Annotated in this window: 17 protein-coding genes; 15 read left to right on the forward strand and 2 right to left on the reverse strand. The window is 68.4% G+C overall.

Annotation, left to right across the window (positions count from 1 at the left end; genetic code table 11):
- Nucleotides 1–12: 12 nt before the first annotated feature.
- The 9 genes from queA (at nucleotide 13) to P73_RS08205 (ending at nucleotide 10747) form a co-directional block, all read left to right on the forward strand.
- Nucleotides 13–1074: a tRNA preQ1(34) S-adenosylmethionine ribosyltransferase-isomerase QueA gene (gene queA / locus P73_RS08165; protein ID WP_043869229.1), complete on the forward strand. Its 1062-nt coding sequence runs from the start codon at nucleotides 13–15 to the stop codon at nucleotides 1072–1074.
- Between the two features lie 81 nt (nucleotides 1075–1155).
- Nucleotides 1156–2418, forward strand: coding sequence for an MFS transporter (locus P73_RS08170; protein WP_043869230.1), 1263 nt, complete (start codon nucleotides 1156–1158; stop codon nucleotides 2416–2418).
- A 137-nt stretch (nucleotides 2419–2555) separates the two neighbouring features.
- Nucleotides 2556–3164: a DUF924 family protein gene (locus tag P73_RS08175; RefSeq protein ID WP_052453549.1), complete on the forward strand. Its 609-nt coding sequence runs from the start codon at nucleotides 2556–2558 to the stop codon at nucleotides 3162–3164.
- A 151-nt stretch (nucleotides 3165–3315) separates the two neighbouring features.
- The gene (gene lpdA / locus P73_RS08180; RefSeq protein ID WP_043869231.1) at nucleotides 3316–4710 is read left to right on the forward strand and encodes a dihydrolipoyl dehydrogenase; all 1395 of its coding nucleotides are present in this window, start codon (nucleotides 3316–3318) and stop codon (nucleotides 4708–4710) included.
- A 3-nt stretch (nucleotides 4711–4713) separates the two neighbouring features.
- Nucleotides 4714–5094 (forward strand): hypothetical protein, encoded by a 381-nt coding sequence (locus tag P73_RS08185; RefSeq protein WP_043869232.1) that lies wholly within the window; start codon nucleotides 4714–4716, stop codon nucleotides 5092–5094.
- 106 nt (nucleotides 5095–5200) lie between these two features.
- The gene (locus P73_RS08190; protein WP_052453113.1) at nucleotides 5201–6166 is read left to right on the forward strand and encodes a LysR family transcriptional regulator; all 966 of its coding nucleotides are present in this window, start codon (nucleotides 5201–5203) and stop codon (nucleotides 6164–6166) included.
- Nucleotides 6167–6489: 323 nt separating this feature from the next.
- Complete coding sequence (uvrA, locus tag P73_RS08195; RefSeq protein WP_043869233.1) at nucleotides 6490–9384, forward strand: excinuclease ABC subunit UvrA; 2895 nt, start codon at nucleotides 6490–6492, stop codon at nucleotides 9382–9384.
- Nucleotides 9381–9812: an NUDIX hydrolase gene (locus tag P73_RS08200; RefSeq protein ID WP_043869234.1), complete on the forward strand. Its 432-nt coding sequence runs from the start codon at nucleotides 9381–9383 to the stop codon at nucleotides 9810–9812. Before uvrA ends, P73_RS08200 begins: the two co-directional genes overlap by 4 nt.
- Nucleotides 9809–10747, forward strand: coding sequence for a patatin-like phospholipase family protein (locus P73_RS08205; RefSeq protein ID WP_043869235.1), 939 nt, complete (start codon nucleotides 9809–9811; stop codon nucleotides 10745–10747). Before P73_RS08200 ends, P73_RS08205 begins: the two co-directional genes overlap by 4 nt.
- On the opposite strand, the gene P73_RS08210 is transcribed toward P73_RS08205, so the two are convergent.
- Nucleotides 10738–11460 carry a hypothetical protein gene (locus P73_RS08210; protein ID WP_043871509.1) on the reverse strand — a complete coding sequence of 241 codons (723 nt, stop codon included), beginning with the start codon at nucleotides 11458–11460 and terminating at the stop codon, nucleotides 10738–10740. The genes P73_RS08205 and P73_RS08210 overlap by 10 nt on opposite strands.
- Nucleotides 11461–11594: 134 nt before the next feature.
- Entirely contained in the window at nucleotides 11595–12887 is a 1293-nt protein-coding gene (gene serS / locus P73_RS08215; RefSeq protein ID WP_043869236.1) for a serine--tRNA ligase, read from the reverse strand.
- A gap of 156 nt (nucleotides 12888–13043) precedes the next feature.
- Between serS and P73_RS08220 the strand changes: the two genes are divergently transcribed.
- The 6 genes from P73_RS08220 to ccmB all read left to right on the forward strand — a co-directional run bounded on the left by P73_RS08220 (nucleotide 13044) and on the right by ccmB (nucleotide 18403).
- Nucleotides 13044–13439 (forward strand): VOC family protein, encoded by a 396-nt coding sequence (locus P73_RS08220; RefSeq protein WP_043869237.1) that lies wholly within the window; start codon nucleotides 13044–13046, stop codon nucleotides 13437–13439.
- Between the two features lie 153 nt (nucleotides 13440–13592).
- A complete protein-coding gene (gene yajC / locus P73_RS08225) occupies nucleotides 13593–13922 on the forward strand; it encodes a preprotein translocase subunit YajC (protein WP_043869238.1) in 330 nt (109 codons plus the stop codon).
- A gap of 75 nt (nucleotides 13923–13997) precedes the next feature.
- Nucleotides 13998–16625 carry a protein translocase subunit SecD gene (gene secD / locus P73_RS08230; protein ID WP_043869239.1) on the forward strand — a complete coding sequence of 876 codons (2628 nt, stop codon included), beginning with the start codon at nucleotides 13998–14000 and terminating at the stop codon, nucleotides 16623–16625.
- A gap of 92 nt (nucleotides 16626–16717) precedes the next feature.
- A complete protein-coding gene (locus tag P73_RS08235; protein ID WP_043869240.1) occupies nucleotides 16718–17071 on the forward strand; it encodes an Mth938-like domain-containing protein in 354 nt (117 codons plus the stop codon).
- Nucleotides 17072–17117: 46 nt separating this feature from the next.
- Nucleotides 17118–17750, forward strand: coding sequence for a heme ABC exporter ATP-binding protein CcmA (gene ccmA / locus P73_RS08240; RefSeq protein ID WP_043869241.1), 633 nt, complete (start codon nucleotides 17118–17120; stop codon nucleotides 17748–17750).
- Nucleotides 17747–18403 (forward strand): heme exporter protein CcmB, encoded by a 657-nt coding sequence (gene ccmB / locus P73_RS08245; protein WP_043869242.1) that lies wholly within the window; start codon nucleotides 17747–17749, stop codon nucleotides 18401–18403. The genes ccmA and ccmB overlap by 4 nt, the downstream gene beginning before the upstream one ends.
- Nucleotides 18404–18421: the final 18 nt, after the last annotated feature.

Below are 18421 nucleotides of genomic sequence, written 5' to 3' on the forward strand. Positions count from 1 at the left end.
GAGGCGCCGTCCATGAAACTGTCCGATTTCGATTTCGACCTGCCCGAGGCGCTGATCGCGACCCGGCCCGCGAAGCCGCGTTCCTCCGCGCGGCTGCTGGTCGCCACGCCCGATGCGATCCATGACGGGACGGTGACCGATCTCACCCGCTGGTTCCGGCCCGGAGACCGGCTCGTGCTCAACGACACGAAGGTGCTGCCGGCGCGGCTCACCGGCACGCGGGGGCGCGACACGGCGGAAGGCTACCGCGAGGCGCGGATCGAGGTCACGCTGCTGGAGCCGCAGGCGGAGGCGGGACAGTGGCGGGTGCTCGTCAAGCCGCTGAAGAAGCTGCGCGAGGGCGAGACGGTGCGGTTCTCCGACGCTCTCTCTGCCGTGCTGGTCGCGAAGGAGGACGGCGAGGCCGTGGTCGCCTTCAACCTCGCGGGCGGGGATTTCGATCGCGCGCTCGCGGAGGCGGGATCCATGCCGCTGCCCCCCTATATCGAGGCGAAGCGCAAGGCCGACAGCCAGGACAAGGTGGATTACCAGACGGTCTGGGCGAAGACGCTCGGCGCGGTCGCCTCCCCGACCGCGTCGCTGCATTTCGACGAGCCGCTCCTCGAGGCGCTGGCGCGGATGGGGGTGGAGTTCACCTACGTGACCCTGCATGTCGGGGCCGGAACCTTCCTTCCCGTCAAGGTCGACGATGTGTCCGAGCACCGGATGCATTCGGAATGGGGCGAGGTGACGGAGCGCGCCGCCGCCGAGATCAACGCGACGAAGGCCGCGGGCGGGCGGGTGATCCCCGTCGGCACCACCGCGCTCCGGCTGATCGAGAGCGCCGCGCCCGAGCCGGGGCGGATCGCGCCCTTCCTGGGGGAGACCGACATCTTCATCACGCCGGGCTACACGTTCCGCATGACCGACGCGCTGATGACCAATTTCCACCTGCCGAAATCGACGCTCCTGATGCTCGTCTCGGCGCTGATGGGGCGCGAGCGGATGCGGGAGGTCTACGATCACGCGGTGGCGGAGAAATACCGCTTCTTCTCCTATGGCGATTCCTCCCTGCTCCTGCCGCAGGGGGCGTGAGCGCGGCCGCGCCCGGCCGAATTTTGACCGGACGGTCCGCTCCGGCTTTCCCCCTCTCCGCGAATCTGGCAGGGCAGGATCATGAACCAGGTTCTCAGATCCTCCGCGCCGCTGCTCGCGGGCATCCTCCTGCTGATGATCGGCAACGGTCTTCAGGGCTCGCTGCTCGGTGTGCGCGGGGTGCTCGAGGGATTCTCGACGCTCGAGATCTCGGTTGTCATGTCGGGCTATTTCGCGGGCTTCCTCGGCGGGTCGCGCATGGCGCCGATCCTGATCCGACGGGTCGGGCATGTGCGGGTCTTCGCGGCACTCGCCTCCTTCATCTCCGCCGCGCTCATCCTCTTTCCGGTGGTCACCGATCCGTGGATCTGGACGGCGCTGCGCGTGCTGCTGGGTTTCTGCTTCTCCGGCGTCTACGTCACCTCGGAGAGCTGGCTGAACAACGCCGCCTCCAACGAGGTGCGCGGCAAGGCGCTGTCGGCCTATATGCTCGTGCAGATGTCCGGCATCATCCTCGCACAGTGGATCCTGTCGCAGGGCGATCCCTCGGGCTTCGTGCTGTTCATCGTGCCCTCGGTCCTCGTCTCCGTCTCCATCGCGCCGATCCTGCTGTCGGTGACGCCGACGCCCGCCTTCGAGACCTCCAAGCCGATGACGCTCCGGGAGCTGTTCCGCGTCTCGCCGCTGGGATGTGTCGGCATGTTCCTCATGGGCGGTGTCTTCGCCGCGCAGATGGCGATGGCCTCGGTCTATGCCTCGCAGGCCGGATTCAGCCTGCCGCAGCTCTCGAGCTTCATCGCCGCGATCTACGTGGGGGCGGTGGCCTTCCAGATCCCGATCGGCTGGATCTCCGACCATATGGACCGCCGCCAGGTGATCCTCGGTGCGGCGGGCGTGGGGGCGCTGGCCTGCGTCGGGGGAATGCTGCTGCCCGGTTCCTACTATCTCGCGCTCGGCGTCGCCTTCATCGCCGGCGGGATGGCCAACCCGCTCTATTCCCTGCTCATCGCGCATACGAACGACTATCTGAACCCCGAGGACATGGCCTCCTCCTCCGGCGGGCTGCTGTTCATCAACGGTGTCGGCGCGGTGGGCGGACCGATCGTCGCCGGCTGGCTGCTGGGCGCCGTGGGTCCGCGCGGCTACTGGCTGATGCAGGCGGTGCTGATGGGCGCCGTCGCGCTCTACGCGCTCTGGCGCATGACCCGCCGCGCCGCCGTGCCGGTCGAGGACACGTCCTCCTATGTGCCGATCATGCCCTCGGCCTCTCCGGTGGCCGCGGAGGTCGCGCAGGAAGTCGCCATCGAACGCGCCGACGAGGCGAGCGATGCTTCAGAACGGTAACCTCGCGTGATGTTAGCGTATGACGTTAGCGCGCAACAAATGTAAAATCGCGTCGCAGTTTCGGATAATTTACTTGCGCCCACCGATCATGGGTGTAACCGTTTTGTCAAAGGCAAGGCCGTCCAGAGGAGCATATGATGGCGCAACCGCAGGTTCTCGACACGCAGAAATCCCCGGAGGAGATTCTCGCCTTCTGGCTTGACGAGCTCGGCCCGGCGAACTGGTACAAGGCGGAGGCGGCGCTCGACCGGCGCATCCGCGACGGATTTCTCGCGACATGGCAAAAGGCGCAGGACGGGGCCTATTCGCTCTGGCTGACCTATCCGTCCGGGGCGCTCGCCTATGTCATCCTCAACGACCAGATGCCGCGCAACATGTTCCGCGACGAGGGCAGGGCCTTTGCCTCCGACCGCCAGGCGCTCGCCGCCGCCAAGGCCGCGATCGACAAGGGCTGGGACATGCGCATCGACCCGCCGGCGCGGCAGTTCTTCTACCTGCCGCTGATGCATTCGGAATGCCTCACGGATCAGGACCGCTGCGTGCGGCTCATGCACGACCGCCTGCCGGGGCAGGGCGACAACCTGCGCCACGCGCGGGCGCATCGCGAGGTGATCCGCCAGTTCGGCCGCTTCCCCTACCGCAACGATGCGCTGACGCGGCACAGCACCGCGCTCGAGGTGAAATTCCTCGACGGGGGCGGGTATGACGCGCTGTTGAAGACCCTCAACGAGGCCGAGGCCGCCTGAGCCTCCGCCGCTTGAACGACCCTGTGTCCGGGCTAGCTATGCGCTGCGCGGGACACAGGCTTTCGGACATTCCTCCGCCTTCCCGTTGCCCCGAAATTCGGGATAGTTTAGTGTCAAACTAATTTCAATCCGGGACCTGCGGGAGGATCTCATGGCAGACAGGAACTTCGACCTCATCGTGATCGGGTCCGGCCCCGGCGGCTATGTCGCCGCGATCCGGGCGGCGCAGCTCGGGCTGACGGTCGCCTGTGTCGAACGCGAGAGCCTCGGCGGGATCTGCCTCAACTGGGGCTGCATCCCGACCAAGGCGCTGCTGCGCTCCGCCGAAGTCTTTCACATGATGCACAGGGCGAAGGAATTCGGCCTGTCGGCGGAGAAGATCGGCTTCGACCTCGATGCCGTGGTCGACCGCTCGCGCAAGGTGGCCGCGCAGATGAACGGCGGGATCAAGTCGCTGTTCAGGAAGAACGGCGTCACGGCGGTGATGGGCGAGGCGAAACTCGCAGGCAAGGGCAGGGTCGAGGTCCGCACCGACAAGGGCACGGAGACGCTGACGGCGAAGAACATCATCGTCGCCACCGGCGCGCGGGCGCGGGAACTGCCGGGGCTCGAGGCGGATGGCGATCTCGTCTGGACCTATCGCCACGCGCTGAAACCGTCGCGGATGCCGAAGAAGCTGCTCGTCATCGGCTCGGGCGCGATCGGCATCGAATTCGCGAGCTTCTACAACACGCTCGGCGCCGACACGACGGTGGTCGAGGTGATGGACCGCGTGCTTCCCGTCGAGGACAAGGACATCTCCGCCTTCGCGAAGAAGCAGTTCGAGAAACAGGGGATGAAGATCCTGCAAAAGACCACGGTCAAGACGCTGGACCGGGCGAAGGGCAAGGTCACGGCCCATCTCGAGGCGGGCGGAAAGACCACGACGGAGGAATTCGACACGGTGATCTCCGCCGTCGGCATCGTCGGCAATGTCGAGGGGCTGGGGCTCGAGGAGGCGGGGGTGAAGATCGACCGCACCCATGTCGTCACCGACGACTATTGCCGCACGGGCGTCGAGGGGCTCTATGCCATCGGCGACATCGCCGGCGCGCCCTGGCTCGCGCACAAGGCGAGCCACGAGGGCGTGATGGTGGCCGAGCTGATCGCCGGGGAAAAGGTTCATCCGATCAAGCCGGGCAGCATCGCGGGCTGCACCTATTGCCATCCCCAGGTCGCCTCCGTCGGCCTCACGGAGGAGAAGGCGCGCGAGGCGGGCCATGAGATCAGGGTCGGCAAGTTCCCCTTCATCGGCAACGGCAAGGCGGTCGCCATGGGCGAGGCCGAGGGCTTGGTGAAGACCGTCTTCGACGCGAAGACCGGCGAGCTTCTGGGCGCGCATATGGTGGGCGCGGAGGTGACGGAGATGATCCAGGGCTATGTCATCGGCCGCACGCTCGAGACCACGGAGGAGGAGCTGATCGAGACGGTCTTCCCGCATCCGACCATGTCGGAGATGATGCACGAGGCGGTGCTCGCCGCCTATGGCCGGGCGCTGCATATCTGAGGCATGTCCGGTGCGGTGACGCGGGATGGCCGTTCCGGGCGGGAGCCGCTCGTCGAGATCGGCCGCGCCATGGGGGCGGCCGATGTGGCCCTGCTGGAGGCCGCCTTCGGAGCGACGGACATCCCGCTCGTCCTGCTGCACAGCCAGCATCACCGCAATGTGCCGCATCTCGCCGTGGCGCTGGGCGGCATGCCGGTCTGCGTGCCGCTGTCCCGGCGGGAGGAGGCGGCGGCGCTGCTCGAAGGCATCGCGCCCGTCCACCGGCTGCGTTTTCGCGGGCCGGCGGTCGTGGTCCTCGTGCTGGTTTCGCTGCTCTTCGGCGCCGTTCCCATGCCGATGAACGCCACCTTCCCGCGCTGGCGCGTGGAGGCCCCCGCCGCCTGAGCTCCGCATCCGCGCACAGATGACCCGCAGCCCCGTCGCCTGCTGCATGGGTGATATTATCTGCGCCCCTCTTGTGCGAAAATGAAGGTCATGTAATCTGCGCGGCATGACTGACTGGGATTCTCTGAGATATATCCTCGCCGTGGCGCGCGAGGGCGGACTGTCGGGCGCGGCGCGGGTGCTGGGCGTGAACCATGCCACCGTCTCGCGCCAGCTCGCGAAGGCCGAGGAGGCCGCCGGCGTGCGCTTTTTCACGCGCCTCGCCTCCGGGCTCCAGCCGACCGAGGCGGGGCAGGTCGCCATCGCCCATGCCGAGGAGGTGGAGGCGCGGATGGTCGCGCTCGACATGGCGCTCGCCGCGCGCGACGAGACCGAGGAGGGCGAGCTGAAGGTCACGATCCCGCCGCTCGTCGCGGAGAACCATTTCGCCGAGGACGTGAAGGCGTTCAAGGAACTGCACCCGGCCATCGACCTCCAGATCCTCGGCGCGACCGAAGTGCTCAACCTGCACCGGCGCGAGGCCGATGTGGCGATCCGGGTCACCCATTCGCCGGAGGAAAGCCTCTGGGGCCGGATGGTGACGCAGCAGCGGGCCGGATGGTTCGCCTCCCCCGCCTTCATCGAGGAATATCGCGACGTGCTCGAGGGGCGCGACAACGAGACCCGGCTGCCCTATATCGCCTTTCTCGCCTGGGCCTCGACCAATCCGGCCGGGCTGTTTTCCGACCTGCCGAACTGCCGCGTCGCGATGCGCACCGACGACATGGTGACCGCGCTCGCGCTCGCCCGGCAGGGGGTCGGCATGGTCCGCACCGCGCATTTCCTCGGGGAAAGCGATCCGGCCCTCGTGCGCGTGCCGGAGCTTGCGCTGACCGACCACGTCCCGATCTGGGTGCTGACCCATCCCGACCTGCGCCATGTGCCGCGCGTCACGGAATTCATGCGCTTCATCGCCGGTCGCTTCACGGCGCGGCGGCGCTTCTACATGGGGCCCGACGCCTCCTCCGCCGATACGGTGACCCGCCCGGACGGCGCGAAATTCGAGGGCACGGTCTCCGAGGCGGCGGAATAGGCGCCCGGCGCCGGCCTCCGCAAGGATCCCGTTGCCGCCCTGTCGCGCAGCCCGATCGGCACGCGCCTTCCCCGCCGCTTCCCGGCAAACCGGGCGTCGCCCCGGCTTTCGCCCGGCCTGTCCGGCACCCCGGCGGCGTCTTGCCTCCGCGACGTCCTCCCGCCGTCCGGCGCGGTCCGGCCCGGCCCTGCCGCAAAATCGGGCGGGGGTGGGCGGGTTCCCGTTCCGTTCTCATTTTCCTGTTGGATCGGCGCAGGCGCTCGACTAGATAGGAACTGCCGGGACCGGGGCGGCCCCGGCCCGCAGACAAGGGGTGGTCCAGAATGGCCGAGCTGAAATTCATCGAGGTGCGCGGCGCGCGCGAGCACAACCTGAAGGGCGTGGATGTGGACATCCCGCGCGACGAGCTTGTGGTCATCACCGGCCTGTCGGGGTCGGGCAAGTCCTCGCTCGCCTTCGACACGATCTATGCCGAGGGCCAGCGCCGCTATGTCGAGAGCCTCTCGGCCTACGCCCGCCAGTTCCTCGACATGATGGGCAAGCCGGACGTGGACCACATTTCCGGCCTCAGCCCCGCCATCTCCATCGAACAGAAGACCACCTCGAAGAACCCGCGCTCGACCGTCGGAACGGTGACGGAGATCTACGATTACCTGCGCCTGCTCTTCGCCCGCGCCGGCACGCCGTATTCCCCCGTGACCGGGCTGCCGATCGAGGCGCAGCAGGTGCAGGACATGGTGGACATCACCATGCGGCTGCCGGAGGGGACGCGCGGCTACCTGCTCGCCCCCATCGTGCGCGACCGCAAGGGCGAATATCGCAAGGAATTCCTCGAGCTGCGCAAGCAGGGCTTCCAGCGGGTGAAGGTGAACGGCGCCTTCTACGAGCTCGACGAACCGCCCACGCTCGACAAGAAGTTCCGCCACAACATCGACGTGGTGGTGGACCGCATCGTGGTGCGCGAGGGGCTCGAGACGCGGCTCGCCGACAGCCTGCGCACCGCGCTCGACCTTGCCGACGGCATCGCCATCCTCGAGACCGCGCCGCGCGAGGGGGAGGGGGAGCCGGAGCGCATCACGTTTTCGGAAAACTTCGCCTGTCCGGTGTCGGGCTTCACCATCCCGGAGATCGAGCCGCGGCTCTTTTCCTTCAACGCGCCCTTCGGGGCCTGTCCGCATTGCGACGGGCTCGGGGTCGAGCTGTTCTTCGACGAACGCCTCGTGGTCCCGGATGCGGCGCTGAAGATCGCGGACGGGGCCATCGCGCCCTGGCGCAAGGGCAAGACGCCCTATTTCCTCCAGACCATCGAGGCGCTGGCGAAACATTATGGGTTCAAGGTCTCGACGCCGTGGAACAAGCTGCCGGAAAAGGTGCAGAAGGTGTTCCTCCACGGCTCCGGGCCGGAGGAGATCAAATTCCGCTACGACGACGGCGGCCGCGTCTACGAGGTCACGCGCAGTTTCGAGGGGGTGATCCCCAACATGGAGCGCCGCTATCGCGAGACCGATTCGAGCTGGGTGCGCGAGGAATTCGAGCGCTACCAGAACAACCGCCCCTGCGGCCATTGCCACGGCTATCGCCTGCGGCCGGAGGCGCTGGCGGTGAAGATCGGCTCTGCCGAAGGCGGAGAGGACAGCCTGCTGCATGTCGGTCAGGTGGTGGAGAAGTCGATCCGGGAAGCCTATGCCTGGACGCTCGGCGTGATGGACAGCCTGACGCCGCAGAAACAGGAGATCGCCCGCGCCATCGTCAAGGAGATCCGCGAACGCCTCGGGTTCCTCAACAACGTCGGCCTCGAATACCTGACGATGAGCCGCAACGCGGGCACGCTTTCAGGCGGGGAGAGCCAGCGCATCCGGCTCGCCTCCCAGATCGGCAGCGGCTTGCAGGGCGTGCTCTACGTGCTCGATGAACCCTCCATCGGGCTGCACCAGCGTGACAACGACCGGCTGATCGGGACGCTGAAGAACCTGCGCGACCAGGGCAACACGGTGATCGTGGTCGAGCATGACGAGGACATGATCCGCGAAAGCGATTACGTCTTCGACCTCGGCCCCGGCGCGGGTGTGCATGGCGGCGTCGTGGTCGCGCGCGGCACGCCGGGAGAGATCGAGGCCGATCCTGCCTCCCTCACCGGGCAGTACCTCGCCGGCACGCGGGAGATCGCGGTGCCCGCCGAACGCCGCGCGGGCAATGGCAAGGTGCTGACCGTGGTGGGGGCGACCGGCAACAACCTCAAGACCGTGACGGCGGAATTCCCGCTCGGGAAATTCGTGGCGGTGACCGGGGTATCGGGCGGCGGCAAGTCTACGCTGACCATCGAGACGCTGTACAAGAACGCCGCGATGAAGCTGAACGGCGCGCGGGAGACGCCCGCGCCCTGCGAGACGATCCGCGGCTTCGAACATCTCGACAAGGTGATCGACATCGACCAGCGCCCGATCGGGCGCACGCCGCGCTCGAACCCCGCGACCTATACCGGCGCCTTCACCCCGATCCGCGACTGGTTCGCCGGCCTGCCGGAGGCGAAGGCGCGGGGCTACAAGCCGGGGCGGTTCAGCTTCAACGTCAAGGGCGGGCGCTGCGAGGCCTGTCAGGGCGATGGCGTGATCAAGATCGAGATGCATTTCCTGCCCGACGTCTATGTGGAATGCGAGACCTGCAAGGGCAAGCGCTACAATCGCGAGACCCTGGAAATCCAGTTCAAGGGCAAGAGCATAGCCGACGTTCTTGATATGACGGTCGAAGATGCGCAGGAGTTCTTCAAGGCGGTGCCCTCGATCCGCGAGAAGATGGATGCGCTGATGCGCGTGGGCCTCGGCTATATCAAGGTCGGGCAGCAGGCGACGACGCTGTCGGGCGGGGAGGCGCAGCGGGTGAAGCTGTCCAAGGAGCTGTCGAAACGCTCCACGGGGCGCACGCTCTACATCCTCGACGAGCCCACCACCGGCCTGCATTTCGAGGATGTGCGCAAGCTGCTCGAGGTGCTGCACGAGCTGGTCGAGCAGGGCAACACGGTCGTGGTGATCGAGCACAATCTCGACGTGATCAAGACCGCCGATCATATCATCGACATCGGGCCGGAGGGCGGCGACGGCGGCGGGCGGATCGTGGCGACCGGCACGCCGGAGGATGTCGCGGCGGTGGAGGCGAGCCATACCGGACGCTACCTGCGCCCGATGCTCGAGAAGGCCGCGCAACGCCGGGCGGCGGAGTGAGCGCGCGTCCGAAGCTCGCGGTGCTCGCCGTCTGCCGCGCAGGCGATCGGCTGTTGCTGGTGCGCCGGGCCAACCCGCCCGACGCCGGGCTCTGGGGCTTTCCGGGCGGCCATGTCGAATGGGGCGAGCCGCTGGCGCGCGCCGCCGAGCGTGAGCTGTCGGAGGAAACCGGCGTGCGCGGCGCGGCGGGCGGCATCCTCGACCATGTGGAGGTGATCGCGCGGGAGGAGGAGGGGCGGGTGACGCATCATTTCCTTCTCGTCGCCGTCGCCTGCCGCTATCTTGACGGAACGGTGGCGGCGGGCGATGACGCGCTGGAGGCGGGGTGGTTCACCCAGGCCGAGATTGCCGGATGCGCCCGTTCCGACCAGGTGCTCGAACTGGCCGGGCGCGCGCTGGCGCGGGAAGAGGGAGATCCGGGGCAATGACAGCGGACAACCGGGGAACGATCGGCCTCGCGCTCGGTTCGGGCGGCGCGCGCGGCCTGTGCCATATCGGGGTGCTGAGGGAACTCGAGGAGATGGGCATCGTGCCCGGCCTCGTCGCGGGCTGTTCCATGGGCGCGCTCGTCGGGGCGGCCTGGGCCGCCGGACGGCTCGACCAGCTCGAAGCGTGGATGCGCGCGGTGTCGCGCCGCTCCTTCTCGCGGCTGGCCCTGCTCGATCTCGGGTTTTCCGGCGGCGGCCTCATTCAGGGGCGGGAAATCCTCGCGCTGCTCGAGGAGATCGGGCTGCCCGAGCGGATCGAGGACCTGCCGGTTCCCTTCGCCGCGGTCGCGACCGATCTGGAGACCGGGCGGGAAGTCTGGCTGCGCGAGGGATCGCTCGCGCTCGCGGTGCGTGCCTCCGTCTCCATGCCGGGGGTGATCGCGCCGCTCTACCATCAGTCGCGCTGGCTGATCGACGGGGGCATGGTCAATCCGGTGCCGGTGAGCCTTGCGCGGGCGCTCGGCGCGGAGGCGATCATCGCCTCCAACCCCAACGCCCGGCTCGACGGCCGGTTCTGGCGCGCGCCGGAACCGCCCGAGCGGTCCGACGGCCTCAGCGGGTTCCAGGCCTATCTGCCGGAGGCGGCGCGGGCGCTGTTCGCCCCGCCGCCGGAGACCGGAAAGCCGCAGGGGCCGGGTTATCTCGAGGTGCTCTCCGCCTCGATCGACATCATGACCGACCACATCCGCCGCGCGCGCCTCGCCGGGGAGCCGCCGCAGGTGCTCCTCTCGGCCAACCTGCGGGACATGACGGTGTTCGATTTCCAGGAGGCGGAGCGGGCGATCGTCGACGGGCGGCGGATGGTGCGGGAACAGGCCCCCGCGCTGCGCGGCGTCGCGGGCGGCGCTCCCGGCGCGGAATCCGGTCAGCCGTGAAACGGCTCCATCTCGTGCCGGCGCCAGCCCCGGAGCGCGTAGGCCAGCAGCCAGAGCACCGAGAGCAGCGCCACCGCCACGATGCCCCAGCGGTCGTTCCAGTTGTTGACCGCGATGCCCAGGAGCCCCCATGCGACGCCCACCGGATAGAGCGGCGCGTCGGGCCGCATCCGGCAGCCGACGACGGCGAAGATCAGCGCGCCGAGCATGCCGAAATAGGCCCAGCCGATCTGGCCGTAGATGATCTTGTAGCCCGAGCCGATGAGCGAGAGGGAGACGAAGGCCGCCGCGGTGAGCCAGCCTGCGAAGAGGGCGATCGGCGCGCGGGCGAGCCAGGGATCGAGCACGGGCGATTTCTCCAGCGCGACCAGCGCGCAGACCAGCATGACGAAGATCATGATCGTCGCCAGCAGCGGCGAGAGGGTCGCGACCGTGAGCCAGGGCGTGCCGATCACGAGCGCGGCGATGAGCGGCCAGCGATGCGCGTCCCAGTCCTCCGCGCTGTGGCGCCGGAGCAGGCCGAATCCCGTGGAGACGACGAGCCAGACATAGATCACGCCCCAGATGGCGAAGGCATAGCGCGCGGGCTGGATCGGGGCGTTGAGCTGGGGAACCGGGAAGTCGTGCGGTCGATAGCCGCGGAAATCGGGCGCTAGCAGCGGCCCTGCGACGGCGAACGCGAGGGCGGCGACAAACGCGAAAATGGCCTTCATGCGCATGCGTGGTCCTTTCGTTGCAAAATCAACGTCGCGGCGCCTGAAATGGTTCACGGAAAATGCGGCTGGCCTCCGTGCGGGACGCCGCCTGTCCTGCCGTCCGGCCGCGCGGCCGGACGGGGAGGGCAGGCTCAGGCGAGCGCGCCCTCCGCGGTGAGCGTGGTTTTGCCGCCGAGATAGGGCGCGAGCACCGCGGGCAGGCGCACCGATCCGTCCGCGTTCTGGCCGTTTTCCAGCACCGCGATGAGCGTGCGCCCCACCGCGAGGCCGGAGCCGTTCAGCGTGTGGACGAATTCGGGCTTGCCGCCGTCCTTCGGTTTGAAGCGCGCGTTCATCCGCCGCGCCTGGAAATCGCCGCAGGTCGAGACGGAGGAGATCTCCCGATACCTGTCCTGTCCGGGCAGCCAGACCTCGATGTCATGGGTGCGTTTCGCGCCGAAGCCGATGTCGCCCGAACACAGCACCACGGTGCGATAGGGCAGCTCCAGCGCCTCGAGGATGTTCTGCGCGCAGTCGGTCATGCGGGCATGTTCCGCCTCGCTCTGGTCCGGGCGGGTGACGGAGACCATCTCGACCTTCTCGAACTGGTGCTGGCGCAGCATCCCGGCGGTGTCGCGCCCGGCGCTGCCCGCCTCGGAGCGGAAACATTGCGTGTCGGCCACGTAGCGGCGGGGCAGGTCGTCCTCATCCACGGTGACGTCGTTGACGATATTGGTCAGCGTGACCTCGGCGGTGGGGATCAGCCACCAGCCGTCCGTGGTCCGGTAGCTGTCCTCCCCGAATTTCGGAAGCTGTCCGGTGCCATAGAGCATGTCCTCGCGCACGAGCACGGGGGTCATCGTCTCCGTCAGCCCGTGTTTGTCGATATGGGTGTCGAGCATGAACTGCGCCAGCGCCCGGTGCAGCCGCGCGACCGCCCCCGACAGGAGCACGAACCGCGCGCCCGACAGTTTCGCCGCCGTCTCGAAATCCATGCCGGGTCTGACGCCGGCGATCTCGTAATGCTCCTTCGGCGCGAAATCGAAGCGGCGGGGCTCGCCCCAGCGGCGGATCTCCACGTTGTCCTCCTCGTCCGCGCCCTCGGGCACGTCGTCATACATGACGTTCGGCAGGCCCATCAGAAGCCCGGTGAGGCGGGCATCCTCCGCCTTCGCCTCCTCGCCGAGGCGGGCGACCTCCTCCTTCTTGGCGGCGACGAGCGCGCGCAGCCGTTCGAATTCGGCCTCGTCGCCCCGTGCCTTTGCCGCGCCGACCTCCTTGGAGGCCCTGTTCTGGTCGGCCTTCGCCTCCTCGGCGGCCTGGATCCGCGCCCGGCGCGCCTCGTCGATGGCGAGCACCTCGGAGGACACGCCCGACAGCCCCCGCCGCGCCATGGCGGCGTCGAATGCGTCCGGGTTCTCGCGAATGGCCTTGATGTCGTGCATCTCGTCTCGTCCTCGTTGGCTGGTCTGTGGGTGGTCCGTCGCGCGCGTTATGGCCGAAAACGCGGGGGGAGGGGAAGGGGAGATTGCGCCGCCCCCTTGCGCCGCGCGGCGGGTGTGGCATCCTGCGGGGCGCAGCGTTCCAGAGGGAGATCCGCCATGGCCAAGGCCATCCATTCCTGCATCCGCGTCCTCGACGAGACCCGTTCGCGGCAGTTCTACGAGGCGGCGTTCGGGCTCACCGTGGCCGAAAAGCTCGACTTCCCGGAGTTCGCGCTGATCTACCTGTCGAACGCGGAGAGCGGCTTCGAGCTCGAGCTGACGGTGAACAAGGGGCGGCAGGCGCCCTATGACCTCGGCGACGGCTACGGGCATTTCGCGGTCTCGGTCGCCGATCTCGCGGCGGAGCACGCGCGCATGACGGCGGCGGGGCTCGAGCCCGGCGGGATCGTGGATTTCGCCCCTGCCGGTGCGCGCGTCGCGAAGTTCTTCTTCATCTCCGATCCCGACGGCTATAAAATCAAGGTGATCGAGCGCGGCGGGCGCTTTGCCTGAGGCGGCGGGCCGGGGCCCGGTGCGCCGCCGTTGACAGCCGCGTGAAAGCGGTGCCGGCTTGCTTGCCAAGCCGCACGGCCCCCTATAGGGTGCGCGGCGACTTCGGGGGCGGCGAGGGGCCGCTCCCTGACCCAGGAAAAGGACCAACAACAGATGTTCGTGACCCCAGCTTACGCTCAGGCCGCAGGTGCCGGAGGCGCCGCCAATCCGATCCTTCAGTTCCTTCCGCTGATCCTCATCTTCGTGATCATGTATTTTCTCATGATCCGGCCGCAGCAGAAGAAGATGAAGGAGCACAAGGCGATGATCGAGGCGGTGCGGCGCGGCGACGAGGTGGTGACCTCGGGCGGCATCCTCGGCAAGGTCACGAAGGTGCGCGAGGACGGGCTGGTCGAGATCGAGATCGCCGAGGGCGTGAAGGTCCGCGTCCAGAAAGGCACCCTCGCCGGCGTCGTGTCGAAGACCGAACCCGCCGCCTCCTGAGGCGCACGCGACAGACCGAAGGCCCGCGCGACGCGGGCCTTTCCCATTTGAAGACCACTCGCTCGGGCTCGTATCATGCTGCAAATCCCTCTCTGGAAACGGATCGTCATCTGGGGCCTCGTCGCCCTCGGGCTGATCGCCGCGCTTCCGAACGCCTTCTACCCGCGGGTGGAGGGCCATAACGACGCGGTGGCCGCGATCGAGGCGGCCGGGGAGACGGACGAGCGGATCGCCGCGCGCGACGCCTGGCCCTCCTTCCTGCCCTCGAACCTCGTCAACCTCGGGCTCGACCTGCGGGGCGGGGCGCATCTTCTGGGCGAGGTCGAGGTCGAGGAGGTCTATGCCGCGCGCATGGACGCGCTCTGGCCCGAGGTGCGCGACGCGCTGCGCGACCTGCGCGACCAGATCGGGACGATCCGCCGGGTCGATGCGCCGGCCGGCGAGCTGCGGGTCCGTGTCTCCCGGCCCGAGGGCATGGAGGCCGCGCTCTCGGCGGTGCGGGCGCTCGGCTCTCCGGTCGTGTCGCTGACCTCCGCGGGAGAGCGCGACATCGCGGTCTCAGCGCGCAACGACGTGCTCACCGTCCAGCTTTCGGAGGCCGAGAAGGCCGCGACCGATGACCGCACCATGCAGCAGTCGCTCGAGATCATCCGCCGCCGTGTCGACGAGGTCGGCACGCGCGAGCCGACGATCCAGCGGCAGGGCGAGGACCGCATCCTGATCCAGGTGCCGGGCATCGGCTCGGCCGCCGAGCTCAAGTCGCTGATCGGCACCACGGCGAAGCTCACCTTCCATCCGGTCGTCGGGCGCACCAGCAATCCCGACGAGGCGCCCGGCGCGCGCAACATGGTCCTGCCCTCGCTGAACGAGGCGGGGATCTATTACGTGCTCGAGGAGACGCCGGTCGTCTCCGGCGACGAGCTGACCGACAGCCAGCCCGCCTTCGACCAGAACGGCCGGCCCTCGGTGACCTTCCGCTTCAACCCGACCGGGGCGCGCAAGTTCGGGGATTACACCGCCAACAACGTCGGCGCGCTCTTTGCCATCGTGCTCGACAACGAGGTGATCTCCGCGCCGCGGATCAACGAGGCGATCCGGGGCGGCTCCGGGCAGATCACCGGCTCCTTCTCGGTCGAGGAGTCGACCGAGCTCGCGGTGCTGCTGCGCGCGGGCGCGCTGCCGGCGAAGATCAACTTCCTCGAGGAACGGACCATCGGGCCGGAGCTCGGGCAGGACAGCATCGACGCGGGAAAGGTCGCGACGCTCGTCGCCTTTGCCGCGGTGCTGCTCTTCATGGGCCTGTCCTACGGGCTCTTCGGCCTCTTCGCCAATCTCGCGCTGCTGATCAACGTCGGGCTCCTCTTCGGCCTGCTGTCGGCGATCGGGGCGACGCTGACGCTGCCGGGGATCGCGGGTATCGTGCTCACGGTCGGGATGGCGGTGGACGCCAACGTGCTCGTCTTCGAGCGGATCCGCGAGGAGCTGAAGAACGCGAAATCGACCGGCCGGGCGATCGAGCTCGGCTACGAGAAGGCGCTCTCGGCCATCGTGGACGCGAACATCACCACCTTCATCACCGCCGCGATCCTCTTCGTCATGGGCTCCGGCCCGGTGAAGGGCTTTGCCGTCACCCTCACGCTCGGCCTGATCACCTCGGTGTTCACCGCGATCTACGTCACGCGGGCGATGGTCGTGATCTGGTACGGGCGCAGGAACCGCAAGGGCTGGACGCTCAGGGGCGTGTCGCTCGTGCCGGCGGAGACCTCCATCGACTTCTTCCGGCGGGCAAAGGTCACCTTCGGGTTCTCGGCCACGCTGGTCGCGGCGGCACTGGTGGCCTTCGTCGCGCTCGGGCTCAATTTCGGCATCGACTTCAAGGGCGGGACCACGATCCGCACCCAGTCGGAAAGCGCCGTGGACGTGGGCGAATACCGCGACGCGCTCTCCGGCCTCGGGCTTGGCGACGTGTCGATCACGGAGGTGTTCGATCCGAATTTCGACGCCGGACAGCATGTCGCCATGGTCCGCATCCAGGCCCAGGACGAGGTCGAGGCGATCACGCCGGAGACCATCGACGCGGTGGAGGCGGCGCTCCAGGGCGTCGATCCCTCGATCACCTTCCCCTCGGTCGAATCCGTCGGGCCGAAAGTGTCGGGCGAGCTGATCTGGACCGCGGTCGAGGCGGTGGCGGCGGCCATCGTCGGCGTGCTGTTCTACATCTGGCTGCGCTTCGAATGGCAGTTCGCCCTCGGCGCGGTGGTGGCGCTCGTCCATGACGTCGCGATCACCATCGGGGTCTTCGCGCTGTTCGGCATCCAGTTCGACCTGACGATCATCGCGGCGCTGCTGACCATCGTCGGCTATTCGCTGAACGATACCGTCGTCGTCTTCGACCGGGTGCGGGAGAACCTGCGCAAATACAAGAAGCTCGAATTGTCGGGCGTGCTGAACCTGTCGATCAACGAGACGCTGTCGCGCACGGTGATGACCTCCGGCACCACGCTTGTCGCGCTGATCGCGCTGCTGGTGCTGGGCGGCGACGTGATCCGCGGCTTCGTCTTCGCGATGACGCTCGGCATCGTCGTTGGCACCTGGTCCTCGGTCTTCGTCGCCTCGAACATCCTGCTCTGGCTCGGGGTGAAGCGCGACTGGGAAAAGAAGGATCCCGCAAAGGGCATCCAGTCCGGCGAAACCGCGAGCTGACCGCCGGCGTGCCCTGATGTCACGGGAAGGCCTCCGCGCGTTCGCGCGCGGGGGTGTGCGCACGCCACAATCCGAGCGGAAAGGAGAGCGCCATGCAGTTCAACGAAATGCCCTTCGAGGATGCGATCCCGGTGGACGGCTACGGGCCGGGCATGTTCCGGATCGGCGGCAAGGTCCATGAGGGCCCGGTCTTCCTCTGCGGCGAGCGGGTCCTGCCCTGGGGCGGGCTTGCGGATACGGAAACGGTGATGGAGGCGCGGGGCCGCGTCGATTTCGTGATCGTCGGCACCGGGGCGGAGATGACCCATCTGCCCGCCGCCTTCCGCGCGGTGTTCGACGCGGCGGGGATCGGCCTCGAACCGATGGCCTCGGCCACGGCGGCGCGCACCTACAACGTTCTCGCCTCCGAAGGCCGCCGGGTCGCGGTCGCGCTCCTCCCGGTTTGATCCGTGTCAGTTTCCCGCGCGCGAATCCCGCTATAAGCTGACCCTCATGAGCCTGATTTCCGTTTCAGATCTCGCCGTCTCCCGTGGCGGCGTCCCGGTCCTCGAGGGGATGAGCTTCGCCGTCGCGCCGGGGGAGGTGCTCGTGCTGCGCGGGCCGAACGGGGCGGGCAAGACGACGCTGCTGCGCACGCTCGCGGGGCTTCAGAAACCCTATGCCGGCACGGTCGAGGCCGCGCCCGAGGCGGTCGCCTACGCGGCCCATGCCGACGGGCTCAAGGCGACGCTGACGGTGACGGAGAACCTCGCCTTCTGGTCGGGCGTCTATGGCGGCGCACCGATCGCACCGGCGCTGGCGCATTTCAACCTCGGGAGCCTGCGCGACCGGCCCGCGGGCAACCTGTCCGCCGGGCAGAAGCGCCGGCTCGGCCTTGCCCGGCTCATGGTCACCAACCGCCCCGTCTGGGTGCTCGACGAGCCGACCGTGTCGCTCGATGCCGCCTCCGTCGCGCTCTTCGCGGCGGCGGTGCGCGCCCATGTCGGTGCGGGCGGCGCGGCGATCATCGCGACGCATATCCACCTCGGGTTCGAGGAGACGGTGTTCGACGTCACCCCCTACAAGGCGCGTCAGGACGTGGTGCGCGACGACTTCGACCGGAGCTTCGACGAGGCCTTCCTGTGATCCGGCTGTTCTGGCGCGATATCACGCTCGCCTTCCGCTCCGGCGGGGGCTTCGGCCTGGGGCTCGGATTCTTCCTCATCCTCGTGACGCTCGTGCCCTTCGGCGTCGGCCCGGACAGCGCCCGGCTCGAGACGATTGCGCCGGGCATCCTCTGGGTCGGGGCGCTGCTGGCCTGCCTGTTGTCGCTCGACCGGCTCTTCGCGCTCGATTTCGAGGACGGATCGCTCGACCTCCTGGCGACCGCGCCGATCCCGCTCGAGGGCGTGGTGGCGATCAAGGCGCTCGCGCACTGGATCACCACCGGCCTGCCGCTGGTGATCGCGGCGCCGGCGCTCGGCTTCCTGCTGCATCTCGACGGGGCGGCCTATCGCTGGCTCGTGGTCACGCTGCTGATCGGGACGCCGGCGCTGTCCTTCATCGGGGCCTTCGGCGCGGCGCTGACCGTGGGGCTGAAACGCGGCGGGCTGCTGATGAGCCTTCTCGTCCTGCCGCTCTACATCCCGACGCTGATCTTCGGCGCGGAGGTGGTGCGGCGCGGGGCGGAGGGCTTCCTCGTGGGCACACCGCTCGCGATGCAGGCGGGGATCACGGCGGGGGCGGTCGCCCTGTTGCCTTTTGCCGCGGCTGCGGCGCTGAGAGTCGCCCTAAGGTGAGTTGAGCAGGGCGAAACT

Origin of the sequence: Celeribacter indicus, from assembly GCF_000819565.1 — a bacterium.
GTDB classification, from domain to species: Bacteria; Pseudomonadota; Alphaproteobacteria; order Rhodobacterales; family Rhodobacteraceae; genus Celeribacter; species Celeribacter indicus.